Annotated in this window: 17 protein-coding genes and 1 tRNA gene; 11 read left to right on the top strand and 7 right to left on the bottom strand. The window is 43.9% G+C overall.

Translation table 11 applies throughout. The annotated features are described in order from the left end of the window. Positions 1 to 104: 104 nt before the first annotated feature. From murQ to PR799_RS13745, 5 genes are all read left to right on the top strand, one after another. Complete coding sequence (gene murQ, locus PR799_RS13725) at positions 105 to 1,025, top strand: N-acetylmuramic acid 6-phosphate etherase (RefSeq protein ID WP_154628235.1); 921 nt, start codon at positions 105 to 107, stop codon at positions 1,023 to 1,025. Between the two features lie 53 nt (positions 1,026 to 1,078). Continuing rightward, positions 1,079 to 2,443: a PTS transporter subunit EIIC gene (locus PR799_RS13730; RefSeq protein WP_272522445.1), complete on the top strand. Its 1,365-nt coding sequence runs from the start codon at positions 1,079 to 1,081 to the stop codon at positions 2,441 to 2,443. A 15-nt stretch (positions 2,444 to 2,458) separates the two neighbouring features. Further along, on the top strand, positions 2,459 to 3,301 hold the full coding sequence (locus tag PR799_RS13735) for a MurR/RpiR family transcriptional regulator (protein WP_154604514.1): 843 nt from the start codon (positions 2,459 to 2,461) through the stop codon (positions 3,299 to 3,301). A 6-nt stretch (positions 3,302 to 3,307) separates the two neighbouring features. Beyond that, positions 3,308 to 4,090, top strand: coding sequence for a sulfite exporter TauE/SafE family protein (locus tag PR799_RS13740; protein WP_154628234.1), 783 nt, complete (start codon positions 3,308 to 3,310; stop codon positions 4,088 to 4,090). Between the two features lie 453 nt (positions 4,091 to 4,543). Continuing rightward, positions 4,544 to 5,125, top strand: a complete 582-nt coding sequence (locus PR799_RS13745; protein WP_272522446.1) for a hypothetical protein — start codon at positions 4,544 to 4,546, stop codon at positions 5,123 to 5,125. 32 nt (positions 5,126 to 5,157) lie between these two features. On the opposite strand, the gene PR799_RS13750 is transcribed toward PR799_RS13745, so the two are convergent. The 5 genes from PR799_RS13750 to fixA form a co-directional block, all read right to left on the bottom strand. Further along, entirely contained in the window at positions 5,158 to 6,480 is a 1,323-nt protein-coding gene (locus PR799_RS13750) for an MFS transporter (RefSeq protein ID WP_272522447.1), read from the bottom strand. Between the two features lie 96 nt (positions 6,481 to 6,576). Then, positions 6,577 to 6,864 (bottom strand): ferredoxin-like protein FixX, encoded by a 288-nt coding sequence (gene fixX, locus PR799_RS13755; RefSeq protein WP_036954107.1) that lies wholly within the window; start codon positions 6,862 to 6,864, stop codon positions 6,577 to 6,579. Continuing rightward, positions 6,861 to 8,147: an FAD-dependent oxidoreductase FixC gene (gene fixC, locus PR799_RS13760; RefSeq protein ID WP_272522448.1), complete on the bottom strand. Its 1,287-nt coding sequence runs from the start codon at positions 8,145 to 8,147 to the stop codon at positions 6,861 to 6,863. The genes fixX and fixC overlap by 4 nt, the downstream gene beginning before the upstream one ends. Positions 8,148 to 8,201: 54 nt before the next feature. Next, complete coding sequence (locus PR799_RS13765; RefSeq protein WP_272522449.1) at positions 8,202 to 9,143, bottom strand: FAD-binding protein; 942 nt, start codon at positions 9,141 to 9,143, stop codon at positions 8,202 to 8,204. Between the two features lie 11 nt (positions 9,144 to 9,154). After that, complete coding sequence (gene fixA, locus PR799_RS13770) at positions 9,155 to 9,928, bottom strand: putative electron transfer flavoprotein FixA (RefSeq protein ID WP_272522450.1); 774 nt, start codon at positions 9,926 to 9,928, stop codon at positions 9,155 to 9,157. Between the two features lie 527 nt (positions 9,929 to 10,455). Between fixA and caiT the strand changes: the two genes are divergently transcribed. From caiT to caiE, 6 genes are all read left to right on the top strand, one after another. Further along, positions 10,456 to 11,973 (top strand): L-carnitine/gamma-butyrobetaine antiporter, encoded by a 1,518-nt coding sequence (gene caiT, locus PR799_RS13775; protein ID WP_036954118.1) that lies wholly within the window; start codon positions 10,456 to 10,458, stop codon positions 11,971 to 11,973. 65 nt (positions 11,974 to 12,038) lie between these two features. Continuing rightward, on the top strand, positions 12,039 to 13,181 hold the full coding sequence (gene caiA, locus PR799_RS13780; protein ID WP_036954121.1) for a crotonobetainyl-CoA dehydrogenase: 1,143 nt from the start codon (positions 12,039 to 12,041) through the stop codon (positions 13,179 to 13,181). A gap of 66 nt (positions 13,182 to 13,247) precedes the next feature. Further along, positions 13,248 to 14,468 (top strand): L-carnitine CoA-transferase, encoded by a 1,221-nt coding sequence (caiB, locus tag PR799_RS13785; RefSeq protein WP_272522451.1) that lies wholly within the window; start codon positions 13,248 to 13,250, stop codon positions 14,466 to 14,468. Positions 14,469 to 14,540: 72 nt separating this feature from the next. Then, on the top strand, positions 14,541 to 16,100 hold the full coding sequence (caiC, locus tag PR799_RS13790; RefSeq protein WP_272522452.1) for a crotonobetaine/carnitine-CoA ligase: 1,560 nt from the start codon (positions 14,541 to 14,543) through the stop codon (positions 16,098 to 16,100). A 27-nt stretch (positions 16,101 to 16,127) separates the two neighbouring features. Beyond that, positions 16,128 to 16,913 (top strand): crotonobetainyl-CoA hydratase, encoded by a 786-nt coding sequence (gene caiD / locus PR799_RS13795; RefSeq protein WP_272522453.1) that lies wholly within the window; start codon positions 16,128 to 16,130, stop codon positions 16,911 to 16,913. Between the two features lie 33 nt (positions 16,914 to 16,946). Further along, positions 16,947 to 17,540, top strand: coding sequence for a carnitine operon protein CaiE (caiE, locus tag PR799_RS13800; protein WP_272522454.1), 594 nt, complete (start codon positions 16,947 to 16,949; stop codon positions 17,538 to 17,540). 96 nt (positions 17,541 to 17,636) lie between these two features. Here caiE and caiF read toward each other — a convergent pair whose 3' ends face one another. Further along, entirely contained in the window at positions 17,637 to 18,029 is a 393-nt protein-coding gene (gene caiF / locus PR799_RS13805) for a carnitine metabolism transcriptional regulator CaiF (protein ID WP_272522455.1), read from the bottom strand. Between the two features lie 374 nt (positions 18,030 to 18,403). Continuing rightward, positions 18,404 to 18,479 (bottom strand) — tRNA-Phe (locus PR799_RS13810). Positions 18,480 to 18,550 lie beyond the last annotated feature (71 nt).

The following is an 18,550-nucleotide window of genomic DNA, read 5'->3' on the forward strand; positions in this document are numbered from 1 at the left end:
GTCACGTAAATCATCACAAGTGAATAACTTGTTATGATTAGAATTGAAATTAAAATTCATAAATAGTATTTTTTAATGAAATATAGTTTCAGTTGAGGTGTGCCATGTCAGTAACCGAAAATACGCTTAGCGATTGTTTGAACAATGAACTTAACCAGGACACATTACAGTTTTCTCGTTTAGATACCTTATCCATGTTAACGGTAATTAATCAGGCAGATAGCACGGTAGCAACGGCATTGCAGTCTGTGCTGCCGGAACTCGCCAATGTGGTGGATGTGATTAGCGATCGTTTAAAACAAGGCGGGCGGATTTTTTATGTGGGTGCTGGCACCAGTGGGCGACTGGCAGTATTAGACAGTGCAGAGTGCCCACCAACATTTGGTACATCGCCAGAAATGGTGCAATCGATTATTGCGGGCGGTCATTCAGCTATGTTGAAAGCCGTTGAAAATATTGAAGATTCAACGGAAGCATCGGTGAAAGAACTACAGGAACGTAGCGCAACGGAAAAAGATGTGATTATCGGCATTGCGGCAAGCGGGCGAACACCATTTACCTTAGCGGCGATTGAATATGGTAATCAAATCGGGGCATTAACCGTAGGGATCACCACCCGTGGGCACGGTTTACTGAGTGATTTAGCCCAGTATGCCATTGCGCCGGATGTTGGGGCGGAAGTGCTTTCTGGCTCCACGCGCATGAAAAGCGGGACTGCACAGAAAATGATTTTAGGCATGCTAAGCACCTGTGTCATGGGGCGTTTAGGACGAATTCATACCAATTTAATGGTCGATGTGATGGCGAGTAATATTAAATTACTGCGTCGTGCTGAACGTATTGTAGGGGAAGTGTGCGGGATTGATATCGACACTGCAGCAGCATTATTGAAGCAAGTGGATTACCACCCGCGTCGCGCCATTTTAATGTATGAATTGAATATTACTGCACAACAAGCGACAGAGATTGTTCAGCGCAACCCGAATACCAGCTTGGATTCGATGCTAAACAGTCACAGTGAATAGCGTAAAACATAACATAAACAGAGTCATAACTCAGTCGACACCGGGGAAATCCTATGGCTAATAAGATAGAACATCTGGAAGTGCTCGCCAGAGAAATAGAAAAATATGCGGGCGGGTTTGAAAACGTGGGTACCTTAACCCACTGTATGACGCGTATTCGTCTGGTTTTAAAAGATAATAGCAAGTTTGATGCAGATGCACTCAAGCAAGTGGAAGGTGTGAAAGGCGTTGTTTTTAATGGTGAACAACAGCAAGTGATTGTGGGCATGGGGACGGCAGCGAAAGTCTTCTCTGTGATGAATAAAAGAATGCAAAACAGCGGTGTAGCGAATGATGAAAGTGCGCCATCAGCGCCAGAGAAAAAATCTTTCTCTATCCGCCGTATGCTCAATACATTAGCCGCGATTTTCGTCCCGACCATTCCAGCGTTAATTGGTTGTGGTCTGATTATGGGGCTGATTAATATTGTGCGTTTAGTGGCGCCGGGAGTGGTTGAGCAGTTCCCGGAGCTGTTTAAATTATTAAAGCTGATCGGTAGCGCCGTGTTTACTTATTTATCTATCATGATTGGGGTAAATACCGCGAAAGAGTTAGGCGCATCAACATCAATAGGTGCGGTGATGGCAGGGCTTTTAGCTATGCCAGGCTTAGCCGATATCACCTTATTTGGTGAGAAACTCCAACCAAATAGCGGCGGAATTTTCGCGGTGCTGATGGTGGTGGTGTTCTCTTCTAAATTTGAAGTGTGGTTTAGAGGTATCATCAAAGAGAGTTTGGATCTGATTGTGACGCCATTTGTGACGATTTTAGTCTCAGCAATGGTGGCGTTAGTCGTCTTCCAACCTGCGGGTCATTATCTGAACCAAGTGCTGGCGCAAGGGGTTTCTGTGGCGCTGCTGAGTAGTGGCGGCGGGGCAGTAGCAACGGGCGGCATCTTAGGTGGCAGCTTCCTGTTCTTATTACTGACTGGTCTGCACCAAGGTTTGATCCCCATTCACGCGGAAATCCTACAAACTTTTGGTTTGAACTATTTATTCCCGATTTTAGCCATGGGCGGAATGGGACAAGTCGGTTCATGTTTCTGGGTGTTCCTGAAAACCAAGAATCAGCGTTTAAAGAAAACCTTAGTGGGGGCATTACCCGTCGGTATCTTCGGTGTGGGTGAGCCATTACTGTTCGGGGTTTCCTTACCGCTGGGTAAACCGTTTATTGCAGGCTGTATCGGTGGAGCCGCGGGCGGTGCGCTGATGGCGTTCTTCCATGTGGGTATTATCATTCCATTTGGTACTGCGGGTTTATCCTTAATTCCGCTGGTGGGTGATGGGCAAATTCTGGATTTTCTGATTGCGGTAGCAGGCGCATGGATTGTCGGTTTCATTGCCAGTATGATAATAGGCTTCAACGATCCAGAAAAATAATAAGAAGGTATAGCCATGTCAGCACTGACAGTAAAATTGGAAAGCTTATTGACGAGAGGCAAAGGCACAGAGCAGCGTATTGCGAAGTTTTTGCTGGAATATCGCGATAGCCTTGTGGCAATGAATGCCGCTGAATTGGCTCGTGAGGCTGGCGTGAGCAGTGCATCCGTCATTCGTTTTGCAAGGCAAATGGGCTACCGTGGCTATCCTGAATTTAAAGTCGATTATCTATCCGACGAGAAGCAACACAAAGCGGAAAGTTTGTATGGCAATCTGAGCCGTAACGATGATACAGCTCAGATTATCGCGAAATCTGGGCAGTTATTTATTAGCGCCATTGAAAAATCCTTAGAACTGCTAGAGCCCGCCGCGGTTGATGCCGTCGCGCAAAAATTGGTTGAAGCCAAGCGCATTGTGCTATTTGGTATTGGCTCGTCTGCGATTGTAGCGAATGATATTTTCCATAAGCTTATTCGCGTTAATAAATCGGCGTTATTTAGCCCTGACTTGCATGTGCAACTGAGCTATTCGGCAAATTTAGGTGAAGGCGATCTCGCCATCGCCGTGACAGCAAGGGGCAATACGCCAGAAATTAACCGAATGCTGAAGTCGGCACATGAAAATGGCTGTACGACGATTGCTTTAACGCGCTTTGGGCAAGATGATGCGGCGCGTCTCGCGGATTTAACGCTGCCATATTACTATGATGAACAACACTCTCAGCTGGGAGTGATCACGCCTCAAGTGTTGCAGATGGTCATATTCGATACGCTATTTTTCAAATATTTAACCCTTGCCAATGAAGATGCAGACATCGCATTGCAAAAAGGTCGACAAGCCGTTACTCAGGCAGGATAAACCACCATGATTGTCACAGAGTTAGCCATCGGCGCACTGATTGGCTTGATTATAAGCACAACCGGTGTGGGCGGCGGTGTGATTGTTTTACCCATACTGACTTACTTTTTTGGGCTTAATGCCTTAGCCGCAGTGGCAACAGCTAACTTTCTCTCTATGCTGATGAAGGTCTCTTCGTCATACATGCATTTTCGCTTAGGCAATATTCCCTTAAAAGGAGCGTTGATTGTCTTGGCGATTATGTTGCCAAGTACGTTTTTATCCAGCCTGTTTGTGACGTGGTTAGGCAGCATCCCAGCTTATGAAAAACAGGTGGAGTGGGGTATTAATGTGTTGGTCTCCGCTGCCATTATTTTTTCGTTGTATTTATTTATTCAACGGATGTTTTTTGCTAATCCGCGTAAAAAAATCTCTGTGAAAGAAAACCAATTAAAAGCGATGGCAATCCCAGCGGTATTGGCGGGGATAGTATTAGGTGCAACAGGGGTTGGCGGCGGAGTTGTGGTTCTGCCAATGTTATTGCGTTATATGGATTTAAATATCAAGCAAGCCATTGGCACATCGATTGTGGTAACTACCGTATTATCGGGCTCTTCGGCGCTGGCTTATGCGCAAGATGGCCACACGGATTTAAAATTGGCATTAATTTTGTGTGCGGGGGCGCTGTTAGTGATGCCGCTGGCAAAATATTTACTGGTGAAATTGTCTGAACGGACTTTCCAATATATTACGTTACTGCTGATTTTATGCAGTGCGGTGATGATGACATGGAAAGTGATTATGCCGTAAAGATGAAGTAATTCTTTTTCTTGTTTGCCTACTTTTTCAATCAGTCTGAAATTGATAGTTTAAATATAGCTATATTTAAACTATCAATGTTATTTTCTATTTAATTCCCATCTAAAAATGAAATTCAAATTTTGAAAATAATAAACATAATTGAATTTTTGACTTTTAATTTGAAAAAATATTATCATTAATGAAATATTGAACTATAATAAATTTCATTCATTGAAAGTGAATCTATTTTTGATTTTCATTGTTTAATTTTAAAATATGGCGTTATCTTTTTTGTATATGTAATAATTGATATTGTTTTTTGCTTTAAACAATTAATATTGAAGTGGATGCTCTTATAAAGATACGATTTTTAATTAATTTTAAATTGCGATTTATATTTTGGAAAACACGTTATTTGTTTTTCAAGAGTATTGAAAAGCATCAATCCCAAATGATTATATTATGAAATATCAGTTAACTCATGCGTATAGCCGATCAGCACAATTTTATGGTGTTGAAACAAATTTAAGCCTAGAGCAATTTCAACAAGCTTGCGCTTATATTCAGTTAATTAGAGATAAGTTGCCGAGTTTTTCATCTTCAGATGATTGTCTGGTTGAGTGTGAAATTCTTTTTCTTCTGCAGATGTTTTATGGCGTTATGCCATTATATGAAAATAGTGAATTAGATGCGATTGTTGATGTTCATCATAACTGGGAATGTTATGTAATTGGTGGAAACTTGGCGTTAATAAACCAATATGCGATATGTAATGCAAGTATTATTATGCTGGAATTTCTTCGCTATAAATTACAGACAAAACTCAATATTGATTCTAATGAAAAAGCAAAAGTTGATTTAGCTCGGCTTGATGCCTTATTAAGTGGCCATTTTCTAAAAAAAGAGTGGGAACTGAGAGATGTTTATGGAAATGATCTTACGGGTATTCAATTTTTAAGAAGCGATAAAGTTGAATTAATATCTAAAGAGTCTGAAATAGAACCAAAGACACGGGGATATTCAATCCCCGTGAATTCGTGGTGATGAGCCGAAAGATTTTTAAAACTGGTATTAGGCTATTTTCTTTTCACTATGCTCATCTTGGAGGTTTGCGCTAAGGTTAACCCTTTGGTTTCTGGCGCAAATAGGATAGAAACCACTAATCCTACTAACGAAACGCCGGCTCCCATGAGTACCACATGGCTAATGCCATATTCGTGAATAAAGACCGGTAGTGCCCACGTTGAAAAAATGGTTCCGATGCGGCTTATAGACATAATTACGCCAACAGCGGAAGCGCGAATATCGGTCGGGAAAAGTTCGTTTGGATACAGCCACTGTAATATCCCAGGGCCACCGGAAAAGAAAGCGTAGATACCGAACATAATGATCACCAAGCAGATCCCTAGGTTGGAGAATAAACCGAGGATCGCCAGTGCGCAGGTCATAATCGCAAAGCTGCCTATCAGTAATGGCCTTCTGCCCATTCGATTGAGCCAATACATTGCAGGTAAACAGCCGAGCATAAAGAATAGGCTAATGACGACATTGCCTAGCGTGGCATTTTTCCCTTGATCCCAACCAAGTTCCCCGACAATTTGTGGGCCAAATGTGTAAATGGCAAACATCGGGATCACTTGGCAAGTCCAAATTGTCGCGGTGAATAAGACAAAGGAGAAGTGTCGTTTGGTAAAAATATCGATAAAGCGGGTTTTCTTTTGTTCTTCTGCTTCAAATACCACAGGTTGACCAAATAATTTGGTCATCATCTTTTGGCACTCTTGATGTCGGCCTTTGCGGATCAGCCAAAGTGGCGATTCAGGTAAATCAAAGCGACCGATTAAAATCACGATGCAGGGGATTACGGCACTACCGAGCATCCAGCGCCAGCCACCTTCAACATCATATAAAGCATAACCCACAAGGTTGGCGCAAGTGGCACCGACGTACCACATAGCCGCAATAAATCCGACAGCAAAAGCGCGCTGTTTAGTATTGGAGAATTCGGTGATCATCGATGTGGCTATCGGGTAGTCAGCTCCGATAACAATGCCAATTAAAAAGCGCATTAATAGAAGCTGCAAAGGTGTTGAAACAAACATCGTGGCGACAGAGATTGCTCCAATAGCCACAATATCAATCAGAAACATTTTACGGCGACCGATTTGGTCGCAGATATAGCCAAATAAAGAGGTACCGATAAACAGCCCAGCCAACGTGGCTGCGCCGAGTAAACCAATCCACTCATTACTTAAATTAAGTACTGGAGTGAGCTGCTCTAAGGCAACGCCAATGAGGACTAATACGTAACCATCAAGAAAAGGCCCACCGCTGCCCCACAACATAATGCGGCGGTGGACTGAGGAAAACTGGATGTTATCAAAGCTTTTAGGTTGCATAGTCGTTACCTGCATTAGCGCAATAAAATAAAAAAAGCTCTCGAAGCAATATAACTTTATGGGATAATTTCGCTTCGAGAGTAAGCGCTAGCTATATCAGCCGTATCGAAACTCAATACCGAAGGTACCGCGTGGATATTCCCATTTTTCCAGTGCGCTACCGAGACCAAGAATGCGGCATGTCCCACATTCAAGACAGCCGGCATAATCAAAACGTACCGAGCCATCATCTTGTTTTTTATACAAACCTGCTGGGCAGGCTTTGGTTAATGTTTCGAGTACCGCCATATCAGGTTGCTCTTTAATAACAATATGGGGGATCTCTTCGTCGACATTAAATTTGTTAATACCGAGTTTGACATCAACGTTTACGGGAGCACTCATATCGCTCTCACTCCTTTAATTCCGTCTTTAATTAGGTTCATAAAGCCGACTTTTTTCGCATGTTGCAGCATGGTTTTGCGCAGAGGCACTGGGGCTTCATCTGAAATGGTGAACAGTTTTTTGGCAATACCGAGTGCCATCTCCGGGTATGCGGTGAACATGCGCGGGTTATCTAAGAATTCTGGCATTCTTTGGTAGGCTTTCATATCGCGCAACGGACCTTGTTCCAGCAAGGTGAGGTATTCGCTTAGGCCTTGCTTGCTAAAGTCTTCTTTTTTCATTGCGCTGAGTACGGCTTGAGCTGCGGCTTCACCTGAGGCGATGGCTAAATCCATACCGCGGATGGTAAAGCCTAAGTTCATGCACATACCTGCGGCATCCCCAGCAACAAGAACACCATCACGAACCAGTTCAGATTGCATTTTTAAACCCGCTTCAGGCACCACATGGGCGGCGTATTCAATCATTTTTCCGCCTTCAATTAATGGTGCGACAGCCGGGTGCTGTTTAAAGTCTTCCAGCATTTGTGGAACGGATTTTTTGGCGTCTTTGATGTGGTGTAGACCACACACGAGCCCTAACGAAATCGTATCTTCGTTGGTGTAAAGGAAACCTCCACCCATCAATCCATCGGTTGGCGCGCCCGCAAATAGCCACGCAACACCCTCATTACCTTGTAGGTTGAAGCGGTTTTGTAAAACGTCTTTTGGCAGCTCAATCAGTTCTTTGACGCCGACAGCGACATGCTCGGCACTGACGCGTTTTGTCATGCCCAATTGTTCTGCTAGAAGGGAATTTACGCCGTCGGCGAGGATCACCACTTTGGCTTCGAGTACATCACCGTCAGCTTCGACGCCAACGACTTTGCCATCACGTTCAACCAGCTTATCAACGCGGATCCCAGTGATGCATTGCGCGCCTGCATTTTCAGCTTGTTCAGCTAACCATGGATCCAGTTTTCCACGCAGGATGGACCATGAGGTTTCTTCAGGTTTTTGTGGGTCACCATTTTGGTAATCCACCGTCATTGCACCGGTTTCGGTCATAAAAGAGAGTTTTTCGTGGGTGATCATGCGCTCAATAGGCGCTTCTTTGGTAAACCCAGGAATGATCCGCTCTAAACTGTGAGCATACATGCGCCCACCTGTTACGTTTTTGCCGCCCGCATAGTTTCCTCTTTCAATTAGGAGAACTTGAGCACCTTCACGGGCAAGTACCAGTGCAGCAACTGAGCCAGCTAGACCAGCCCCTACTATGATTGCATCAAAAATATCATCGGACATAGTGTCTCCAAACTTAATGCAGTAGTGAGGGCATTCCCCCACTACTTAGGATGTTTATTTGGCCAGTTGCTGAGTCAGTGCTGGAAGAATTTTAAAGAGATCCCCAACAATCCCGTAGTCTGCAAATTGGAAAATAGGGGCATTTTTATCTTTGTTGATAGCAACAATCGTTTGAGCACCATTGGCGCCAACCATGTGTTGGATCTGCCCTGAAATACCGACAGCAAGGTACAGTTCAGGTTTGATCATCAGGTTGGAAATACCCACATAGCGTTCATGCTCCATCCATTTTTCGTTTTCAGCCACAGGGCGTGAACACGCAATTTCAGCACCAATGGAATCTGCTAATGCTTTGGCAATGGCAATGTTTTCTTGGCTACCGATGCCTCGACCCACACTGACCACAAGGCGTGCTTTGTCTAACTCAACAGAGTTACCTGCTTTTTGCTGAACCGCGGTACGTACGACAGATTGTTTTGGTTCAGCCCATTGTGCAGCTTGGGCTGTTCCACTAAGTGATGCATTACTTGATGCGGCATCAAAAGTCCCAGTCGCCACCGTGGCGATGGAAAATGAGCTGCTTAATGTTTCACTGCCGAACGCTAAGCCGCCATAGACCATGTGTTTGATAACGGGTTTGTTATTTTCGATGACGACAGTGGCAGCATCATTCGAGACTGCGGCTTGTAGTCTTGCGCCTAAACGTGCCGCCAGTAGTTTTCCACGGCGTGTATTTGGCAGTAACAGCAGTCCAGTATCACCATGTTGCTTAATCACATTGACGACGGTATCTGCATAATCTTCGATAATGCGGTCATCAGGCTTGCCGGATAATTGAATAACTTGGTTAGCACCGAGTTGAAAAGCTTGCGTGGTTTGCGCGTCATCCAATGCGATAACGTTGACATGTTCACCAAGAGTCAGTGCGCCGCCGATCAGTTCAGGTAAGCGAGAAGTCATGTCACTCAGTACCCAAACGGTTGATAATTTGCTCATAACTCCCCCTATTATTTAATGATTTTTCTTAAGTGTTCAGCGAACTGTGCAACTTGATCATCACCATCACCTTCAATAATGATGCGTTGACGAACTTTTTGTTTTGGCGCTGCAATCGACTGAGTCGATAAAGCCGCCACATCACCAAGACCGATATCAGCAGCCGTCCATGCTTGAACAGGCTTTTTCGCTGCACCTAAAATGGCTTTCATCGATGGAATAACAGGGACGTTAATGTCTGAAGTCACTGCAATAACCGCAGGTAGTGGAATGGATAACGTTTCGATTTCGTCTTCGAGCTCACGCTCAACAACAATGGTATCTGACGCAATAGAGAGGATTTTTTTGACCCCATTAATGGCAGGAACTTGCAGCTCTTCTCCCATTAAAATACTGACTTGCTGGGCGTTGAGGTCAGCGGAGCCATCACCGCACAGAATCAAATCAAAGCCGACTTTTTTGGCTGCGGCACTAAGAGCAATAGCACTTTGATGTGGCAGGGCATATTCGAATTGGTCTTCAACCACTACGACTAATTCATCGGGACCACGGGATAAAACGTCTTTACGACCTTTCATGTTAGTCAGTGCTTTGCCACCAATACTTAACGCAATAACTTTACTTTCTGGTTGCTGCGCTTTTATTTGATTCGCAGCTTCAATGGCATTTAAATCATATTGACTAATTTTAGTGTCAGCGCGAGAAAAATCTAAAGAACCATCTGAGCTATTAACAACAATATCTTGTTCATCAGGAACAGATTTGTAGCATGTAATAATATTCATTACATCTCCTAGAATAAAATAAGTGGAACAGTTTTGGTTTAATATTTATATGAGTATCACGAACTGGATATTTAAAAATAAAACCTACATCACCAATATTGAACGCCTTAAATTAAAGCGGGTTTAAATATTCATACTGTTACATTACTCACCAATACTGTAAAAATCATCAAGTTAGCAAGCTAATGTTCAATATTGCTACCCTAATCACCAATACTGAATGAGTTTAATAACATTAACCTAACATTATATTTTACTGCTTTGTTTTTATTGGATTATTATTTTATTTTTAACGTGAAAATTAATAACAAATATTTATCACGAATAATATTGTGACCTTAATAACAGAATTGTTATTGGTGAGCCGACATGATTCAAATAGTAAATAAATTAATTAATCTTTAATTGGCTATTGATAATAAGTAATTGGGCATATTTAAGAGGCATTTATTTAGAAGTCATTAAATGAATGTTAAATATTTATTGTTTTAAAACTTATGTATTAAATAATAAATTGGAATAGACCTATGAGCAAAGAAAATAAAAAGGTTGGAATAGAACCGAAGGTTTTTTTCCCACCATTAATTATTGTCGGGTTACTGTGCTGGCTAACAGTACGTGATCTTGATGCATCAAACGAAGTGATTAACCAAGTCTTTAGCTATGTCACCAATGTCTGGGGATGGGCATTTGAATGGTATATGGTCATTATGTTTGGTGGTTGGTTTTGGTTAATTTTCGGACCTTATGCGAAGAAACGTTTAGGGGATGAAAAGCCAGAATTTAGCCGAGCTGGCTGGATTTTTATGATGTTCGCATCTTGTACTTCAGCCGCGGTGTTGTTTTGGGGATCGATTGAAATTTATTACTATATTTCATCGCCGCCGTTTGATTTCGCACCCTATTCTAATGAAGCCAAAAGTATCGGGTTAGCTTACAGCTTGTTCCATTGGGGCCCGCTGCCGTGGGCAACTTACAGTTTCCTCTCTGTTGCTTTCGCTTACTTTTTCTTTGTTCGTAAAATGGATGTAATCCGCCCAAGTAGTACGCTGGCTCCGCTGGTGGGTGAGAAGCGTGCCAATGGCTGGTTTGGTACCATTATTGACAACTTCTATTTGGTTGCATTGATCTTAGCGATGGGTACCAGCTTGGGTCTGGCAACGCCGCTGGTGACTGAATGTATTCAATATCTGTTTGGTATTCCACATACCTTGCAGCTCGATGCGATCATTATCTTCTGCTGGATCATCCTCAATGCGGTGTGTGTCGCATTTGGTCTGCAAAAGGGGGTGAAAGCCGCCAGTGATGTACGCAGCTATTTAAGTTTCTTAATGCTTGGATGGGTGCTTATCGTCAGTGGCGCGAGCTTTATCGCTAACTATTTTACAGACTCCGTCGGCGTATTATTAATGTATATGCCACGCATGCTGTTCTATACCGATGCCGTTGGCAAAGGTGGATTCCCTCAAGGTTGGACGGTGTTCTATTGGGCTTGGTGGGTTATCTACGCGATTCAAATGTGTATTTTCCTCGCACGCATTTCCAAAGGACGTACTGTTCGTGAATTATGTTTAGGTATGGTTGCAGGCTTAACCGCAGGTACCACCTTAATTTGGACCATTCTCGGCAGTAACACGCTCCAACTGATTGATAAAAACGTCATTAACATTCCTAAGTTGATTGAAGAGTTCGGTGTTGCACGAGCCATCATTGAAACTTGGGCCGCTTTACCTTTGAGCACTGTAACAATTTGGGGCTTCTTCATCCTCTGCTTTATTGCCACTGTCACACTGATTAACGCCTGTTCATACACTCTCGCGATGTCGACTTGTCGCGCAGTGAAAGATGGAGAGGAGCCACCGTTATTAGTGCGTATTGGTTGGTCTGTTCTTGTCGGCGTGATTGGCATTGTCTTACTGGCATTAGGCGGACTGAAACCAATTCAAACAGCGATTATTGCCGGAGGATGCCCACTTTTTTTCGTGAACATCATGGTAACGCTCTCCTTTATTAAAGATGCAAGAGTGCATTGGAAAAACGATTAATTTTACTCAGAAGCAATTTTACTCAAAAACAATATTTCAGAAACAACATTGAAGAGGTTATTGATATGGATTTTAGATTGAATGATGAGCAGGAACTGTTTGTCGCAGGGATCCGTGAACTGATGGCAAGTGAGAACTGGGAAAGCTATTTCGCCGAGTGTGACCGCGAAAGCAAATACCCAGAGCGTTTTGTAAAAGCCTTAGCGGATATGGAAATCGATAACCTGCTGATCCCCGAAGAGCACGGTGGCTTAAATGCGGGGTTTATTACGGTTGCTGCGGTATGGATGGAATTAGGTCGCCTTGGTGCTCCTACTTATGTTCTATACCAATTACCGGGTGGTTTTAATACGGTTCTGCGTGAAGGTACTCAAGAGCAAATCGACAAAATCATGGCGTTCCGTGGTACGGGTAAACAGATGTGGAACTCCGCTATTACTGAACCGGGCGCAGGTTCTGACGTTGGTAGCTTACAAACGACATATACTCGCCGTAATGGAAAAGTGTACTTAAACGGTAGCAAATGCTTTATCACCAGTAGTGCGTACACCCCATACATCGTGGTGATGAGCCGCGATGCAGATTCACCGGATAAACCTGTTTTCACTGAGTGGTTCTTAGACATGAGCAAGCCGGGTATCAAGGTGAACAAACTTGAAAAACTGGGGCTGCGCATGGATAGCTGCTGTGAAATTACGTTCGACAACGTGGAACTTGATGAAAAAGACATGTTTGGTCGTGAAGGCAATGGCTTTAACCGTGTGAAAGAAGAGTTTGATCATGAGCGCTTCTTAGTGGCATTGACCAACTACGGTACAGCAATGTGTGCGTTTGAAGATGCGGCACGCTATGCCAACCAACGTGTTCAATTTGGTGAAGCCATCGGTCGTTATCAATTAATTCAAGAAAAATTTGCACATATGGCGATCAAGCTCAATTCGATGCGCAACATGTTATATGAAACTGCATGGAAGAGTGACAACGGTTTAATCACCTCTGGTGATGCGGCAATGTGTAAATACTTCTGTGCAAACGCAGCATTTGCAGTTGTAGATTCAGCAATGCAAGTCCTCGGTGGTGTGGGTATTGCGGGTGAACACCGTATCGCACGATTCTGGCGCGACCTGCGTGTGGATCGTGTATCGGGCGGTTCAGATGAAATGCAAATACTGACATTAGGTCGTAGCGTACTGAAACAGTACCGCTAATCGAGGTTTGTCGTTGATCTCCTGAGATTTTCAGGAGATCACTTTAGTTTCACAGGAGATGAGAAAATGGCAGAGCATTTACCAATGCCCGAGTTTGGCCCGCTATCTGGGGTTAGGGTGGTATTTTCAGGGATTGAAATTGCAGGCCCATTTGCCGGACAAATGTTCGCAGAATGGGGCGCGGAGGTTATTTGGATCGAAAACGTCGCATGGGCTGATACCATTCGTGTTCAACCTAATTACCCGCAACTATCTCGCCGCAATCTACGGGCGCTATCGCTGAACATCTTTAAAGATGAAGGTCGAGAAGCGTTCCTTAAACTGATGGAAACGACGGATATTTTTATCGAAGCCAGTAAAGGCCCAGCCTTTGCACGCAGAGGGATCACCGATGAATTATTGTGGGAGCATAACCCGAAATTGGTGATCGCCCACTTATCAGGCTTCGGACAATACGGCGACCCGCAATACACCAACCTTGCGGCGTATAACACCATTGCGCAAGCATTTAGCGGTTATTTAATTCAAAACGGTGATAAAGACCAGCCAATGCCGGCATTCCCGTATACCGCAGACTATTTTTCTGGCATGACCGCCACCACCTCCGCTTTAGCGGCACTGTATAAAGTTCAAAAAACAGGTAAAGGCGAAAGTATTGATATTGCCATGTACGAAGTGATGTTGCGTATGGGGCAGTATTTCATGATGGACTACTTTAACGGCGGCGAAATTTGCCCACGCATGACGAAAGGGAAAGACCCATATTATGCCGGTTGCGGCCTTTATAGCTGCAAAGACGGTTATATCGTAATGGAGATTGTGGGTATTACTCAGATCCAAGAAATCTTCAAAGATATTGGCCTTGCTCACTTATTGGGGACACCAGAAATTCCTGAAGGTACGCAACTTATTCACCGTGTTGAGTGCCCGTATGGCCCACTTGTTGAAGAAAAATTAGATGAGTGGCTAGGTGCGCGTGACATTGATGTCGTTCTAGCGCGTTTGGCGGAGCTGAATATTGCCAGCGCCAAGGTACTTACCATTCCGGAATTAGAAACCAATCCACAATATATTGCCCGTGAATCCATCACCAGTTGGCAAACCATGGACGGGCGTACCTGTCGTGGTCCAAACGTGATGCCAAAATTCAAAAATAATCCGGGGAAAATCTGGCGTGGTATGCCATCTCACGGCATGGACACGTCGGATATTCTGCAAAATATTGGTTATAACGAAAATGATATTAGGGGGCTGGTCGAGAAAGGGCTGGCTAAAATTGTTGAGTAATTCAATGACTATTCAGTTCAATCATTCCTGTTGGGCTGAATAGACATTAGGGAAATGATGGGATAACAATTAATGGATGTAATCGGTAAACAAAATTTGCGTCAAATGTGGGATGATTTTGCGAAAACTCACGGTAATAAAAAGGCGCTTATCTTTGAATCCTGTGATGGCGATGTGCGTGAATTCAGCTATTTAGAAATGAATCAGCAGATTAACCGTACTGCCAACCTCTTTTTAAGCTATGGCATTAAAAAAGGGGATAAAGTTGCGTTACATTTAGATAATTGCCCAGAGTTTTTCTTTTGCTGGTTTGGTCTTGCCAAAATTGGGGCGGTCATGGTGCCGGTCAATGCGCGATTCAAGTATGAAGAGAGCGCGTGGATCATCCAAAACTGCCAACCTCGGCTGGTTGTCACTCGTCCCCATTTTGTCGATATTTACCAAACCCTTGTCGATGACAAAGCAACAGAGCTTGAACATATTTTCTTAATTTCAGACACCCAATTACCAACGCAGCAAGGTATGACTGACTTTGCCGTTGAACTAGCACAACAATCGATTGTGCTGGCGGAGCAGGTTGAACTCAGTGTGGATGATACCGCCGAAATTCTATTTACCTCAGGAACGACATCTAAACCCAAAGGGGTCATTATCACTCACTATAATCTGCGTTTTGCAGGTTATTACTCCTCTTGGCAATGTGCTTTACGCTCTGATGATGTCTATTTAACGGTGATGCCCGCTTTTCATATCGATTGCCAATGCACGGCGGCTATGGCGGCATTCTCCGCTGGGGCAACCTTTGTTCTCCTTGAAAAATACAGTGCTCGGCGTTTCTGGCAACAGATTGTGAAGCATCGCGCGACAGTGGTGGAGCTGATCCCAATGATGATCCGCACCTTAATGAGTCAACCGGTTGCCGACAATGAGCAAGCGCACTGTTTGCGAGAAGTGATGTTCTATCTCAATTTAAGCGATAAAGAAAAGCAGCAGTTTATGGAACGCTTTGCCGTGACGCGGTTTCTCACTTCGTATGGCATGACCGAAACTATTGTTGGGCTGATTGGTGATAGGCCTGGGGATGAACGACGCTGGCCGTCCATTGGACGCCCTGGATTTGGTTATCAAGCTCAAATTCGAGATAAACATAATCAACCGTTGAAAACAGGGGAAATCGGCGAGCTATGTGTAAAAGGTGAGCGGGGTAAAACCTTATTTAAAGCCTATTACAACAATCCTGAAGCTACAGAAAAAACCTTTGATAGTGAAGGGTGGATGCACACTGGCGATTTTGCTTATCAAGATGACGATGGATTTTTCTACTTTGTTGACCGTAGTAGCAACATGGTCAAACGCGGCGGTGAAAACGTCTCTTGCAGCGAAATTGAGAACATCATTGCGTCCCATCCGGCGGTTGCGGATGTTGCGGTTATCGGTGTGATGGATGCCATCCGTGATGAGGCTATCAAAGCGTTTATCGTGCTGGAGGAGGGGGCTACGATAACTCAAGAAGAGTTTTTCGCTTTCTGTGAAACGAAAATGGCGAAGTTCAAAGTGCCCTCATTGGTAGAAGTCCGTCAGGGTTTACCTCGTAATTGCTCTGGTAAGGTGCTGAAAAAACATCTGAAATAATCGAATAACAACCTAAAGGTTTAAACTATGAGCGAATCATTAAAAGTTACCCGTCATGGTGCCGTGCTAGAAATTGTACTCGATAGACCTAAAGCCAACGCCATTGATGCAAAAACCAGTTTTAAAATGGGGGAAGTTTTCCTTAATTTCCGTGATGACCCAACGCTGCGAGTGGCTATTATTACGGGTGCTGGAGAACGCTTCTTCTCTGCGGGATGGGATTTAAAATCTGCGGCGGAAGGGGAAGCGCCTGATGCTGATTTTGGCCCAGGCGGTTTTGCGGGATTAACCGAGATTTTCAACTTAAATAAACCCGTGATCGCGGCAGTAAACGGTTATGCGTTTGGCGGTGGCTTTGAGCTAGCGCTGGCGGCAGATATGATTATCTGTTCTGAAAATGCCAGTTTCGCGCTACCTGAAGCGCAATTAGGTATTGTGCCCGATAGCGGTGGTGTTCTGCGCTTACCAAAAATTCTGCCTGCGCCTATCGTCAATGAAATGGTGATGACAGGGCGCCGAATGGATGCTCAAGAGGCACTGCGCTGGGGGATTGCGAATGAAGTCGTGCCTATCGAAAATTTAATGGATAAAGCGCGAGAGCTGGCTGAAAAAATCACACAAAGCGCACCGCTAGCCGTCGCCGCACTGAAAGAAGTTTTCCGTGCAACCGGAGAATTAACGGTGGAAGAGGGTTATAAATTGATGCGCAGTGGCGTGTTAGAAAACTACCCTGCTGTATTGCACTCCGAAGATGCAACGGAAGGCCCCTTAGCATTCTCAGAGAAGCGTGAGCCAAACTGGAAAGGACGCTAATCCTACGAGTGATTGGATGACTGTGAGGTGACTATGAGTTTTTACAGCTTTGAAGGCGTGACGCCCGTGGTGCATCCAACGGCTTACGTTCATCCTTCCGCCGTGGTGATTGGTGATGTCATTATTGGTGCCGATGTGTTTGTGGGGCCAAATGCTTCATTACGGGGGGATTACGGGCGCCTAATCATCGAAAAAGGGGCGAATATTCAAGACGGTTGCATCATGCATGGTTACAGCGACGTTGAAACTATTGTGCGTGAATCTGGGCATATTGGTCATGGCTCAATTTTACATGGCTGTATTATTGGGCGTGATGCGCTGGTCGGCATGAATAGCGTAGTGATGGATGGCGCCGTCATCGGTGATGAGAGCATTATTGGCGCGATGAGTTTTGTTAAGGCGGGTTTCCAAGGTGAGCCAAGACAAATGTTAATTGGCGCACCTGCACGTTTTTTTCGTCATGTGAGTGATGAAGAGCTTCATTGGAAACAGTTAAATACTAAAGAGTATCAAGATTTAGCGGGACGTTATCTTCAAAGTTTAGAAGAAGCCATACCGTTAACGGAGATAGAGCCAAATCGCCCTCGGTTGCAGGGAACCACGGATGTGAAACCGAAAGGTCAATGATGACGATGTGCAAAAACTATCAATGACACTTTGTCAGTAACCTCAACGCAGGCTTAAAGCCTGCGTTTTTTTGTTATGGCGTCGATGAAAATAATATTAACGACGCTGGGCTTTAGATAGCATCCATTGCCATTTTTGCTCACGATTAAGTTCTGTTGGTGGGACGAGATTGGTTTTCAACGGCGACTCAATCGTCATTTTCTCGGAAGTGTAATTTTTTAGGCGAGAATAAAGCTGACTGTCAATTTTAGTCACTTTAATCAATCGTTGGCATTGGCAGCCTCGTCCCGATAATTTATTGGGGATCATTTTGACTTCACACTGTATTTCTGCCACATCCGAAAGAATATAAGAGACAATATTCACCGCATTGGTATGCGGAATTTCAAAGTTATTCGAGATTTCTCTGGCGGTGATCCAGCGACCCTGTTTCATTACCCAGTTTGCAATGGATAAATACATCGGGCTTTTCACTGATTCTTTACACATAAGCGCTCCTTCAGCTCATTGCTTAAAAGTGATTAAGGCAATAAGAAACTATACGCCAATCTTGTTGTTATGATGTCTTGTATATTTATTAGACTATAAATAGCCATGATTAATGATTAAAAGTTGGTTAAAAACGTTGAGATAAGATTAACTCTAGGTTGTTTTTTTGTTGTTTACCAATGGGTTACAAAACAACTTTTATCATATAGTTATTTATACGCTATAAAATCAACGCAAATGTGAGCTAAATCAAATAAGATCTGAATTTATGAAATTTAGATTAAGTTAAGGCGGTTGCTGAGTAGATTCTGGTTGAATAAGTTTGGAAAGGCTAAAAAGCAAAAACCCGCCACTAGGGCGGGTTCTTTAAATAGTGGTGCCCGGACTCGGAATCGAACCAAGGACACGGGGATTTTCAATCCCCTGCTCTACCGACTGAGCTATCCGGGCAACGGAGCGTATTAAACCTGATTTAAGAGGGTGAGTCAAGGCGGTTTCTAAAAACTTTTGATTGAATGCGT

This window comes from Providencia sp. PROV202, from assembly GCF_028479565.1.
In the GTDB taxonomy this organism is placed as follows: domain Bacteria; phylum Pseudomonadota; class Gammaproteobacteria; order Enterobacterales; family Enterobacteriaceae; genus Providencia; species Providencia zhijiangensis.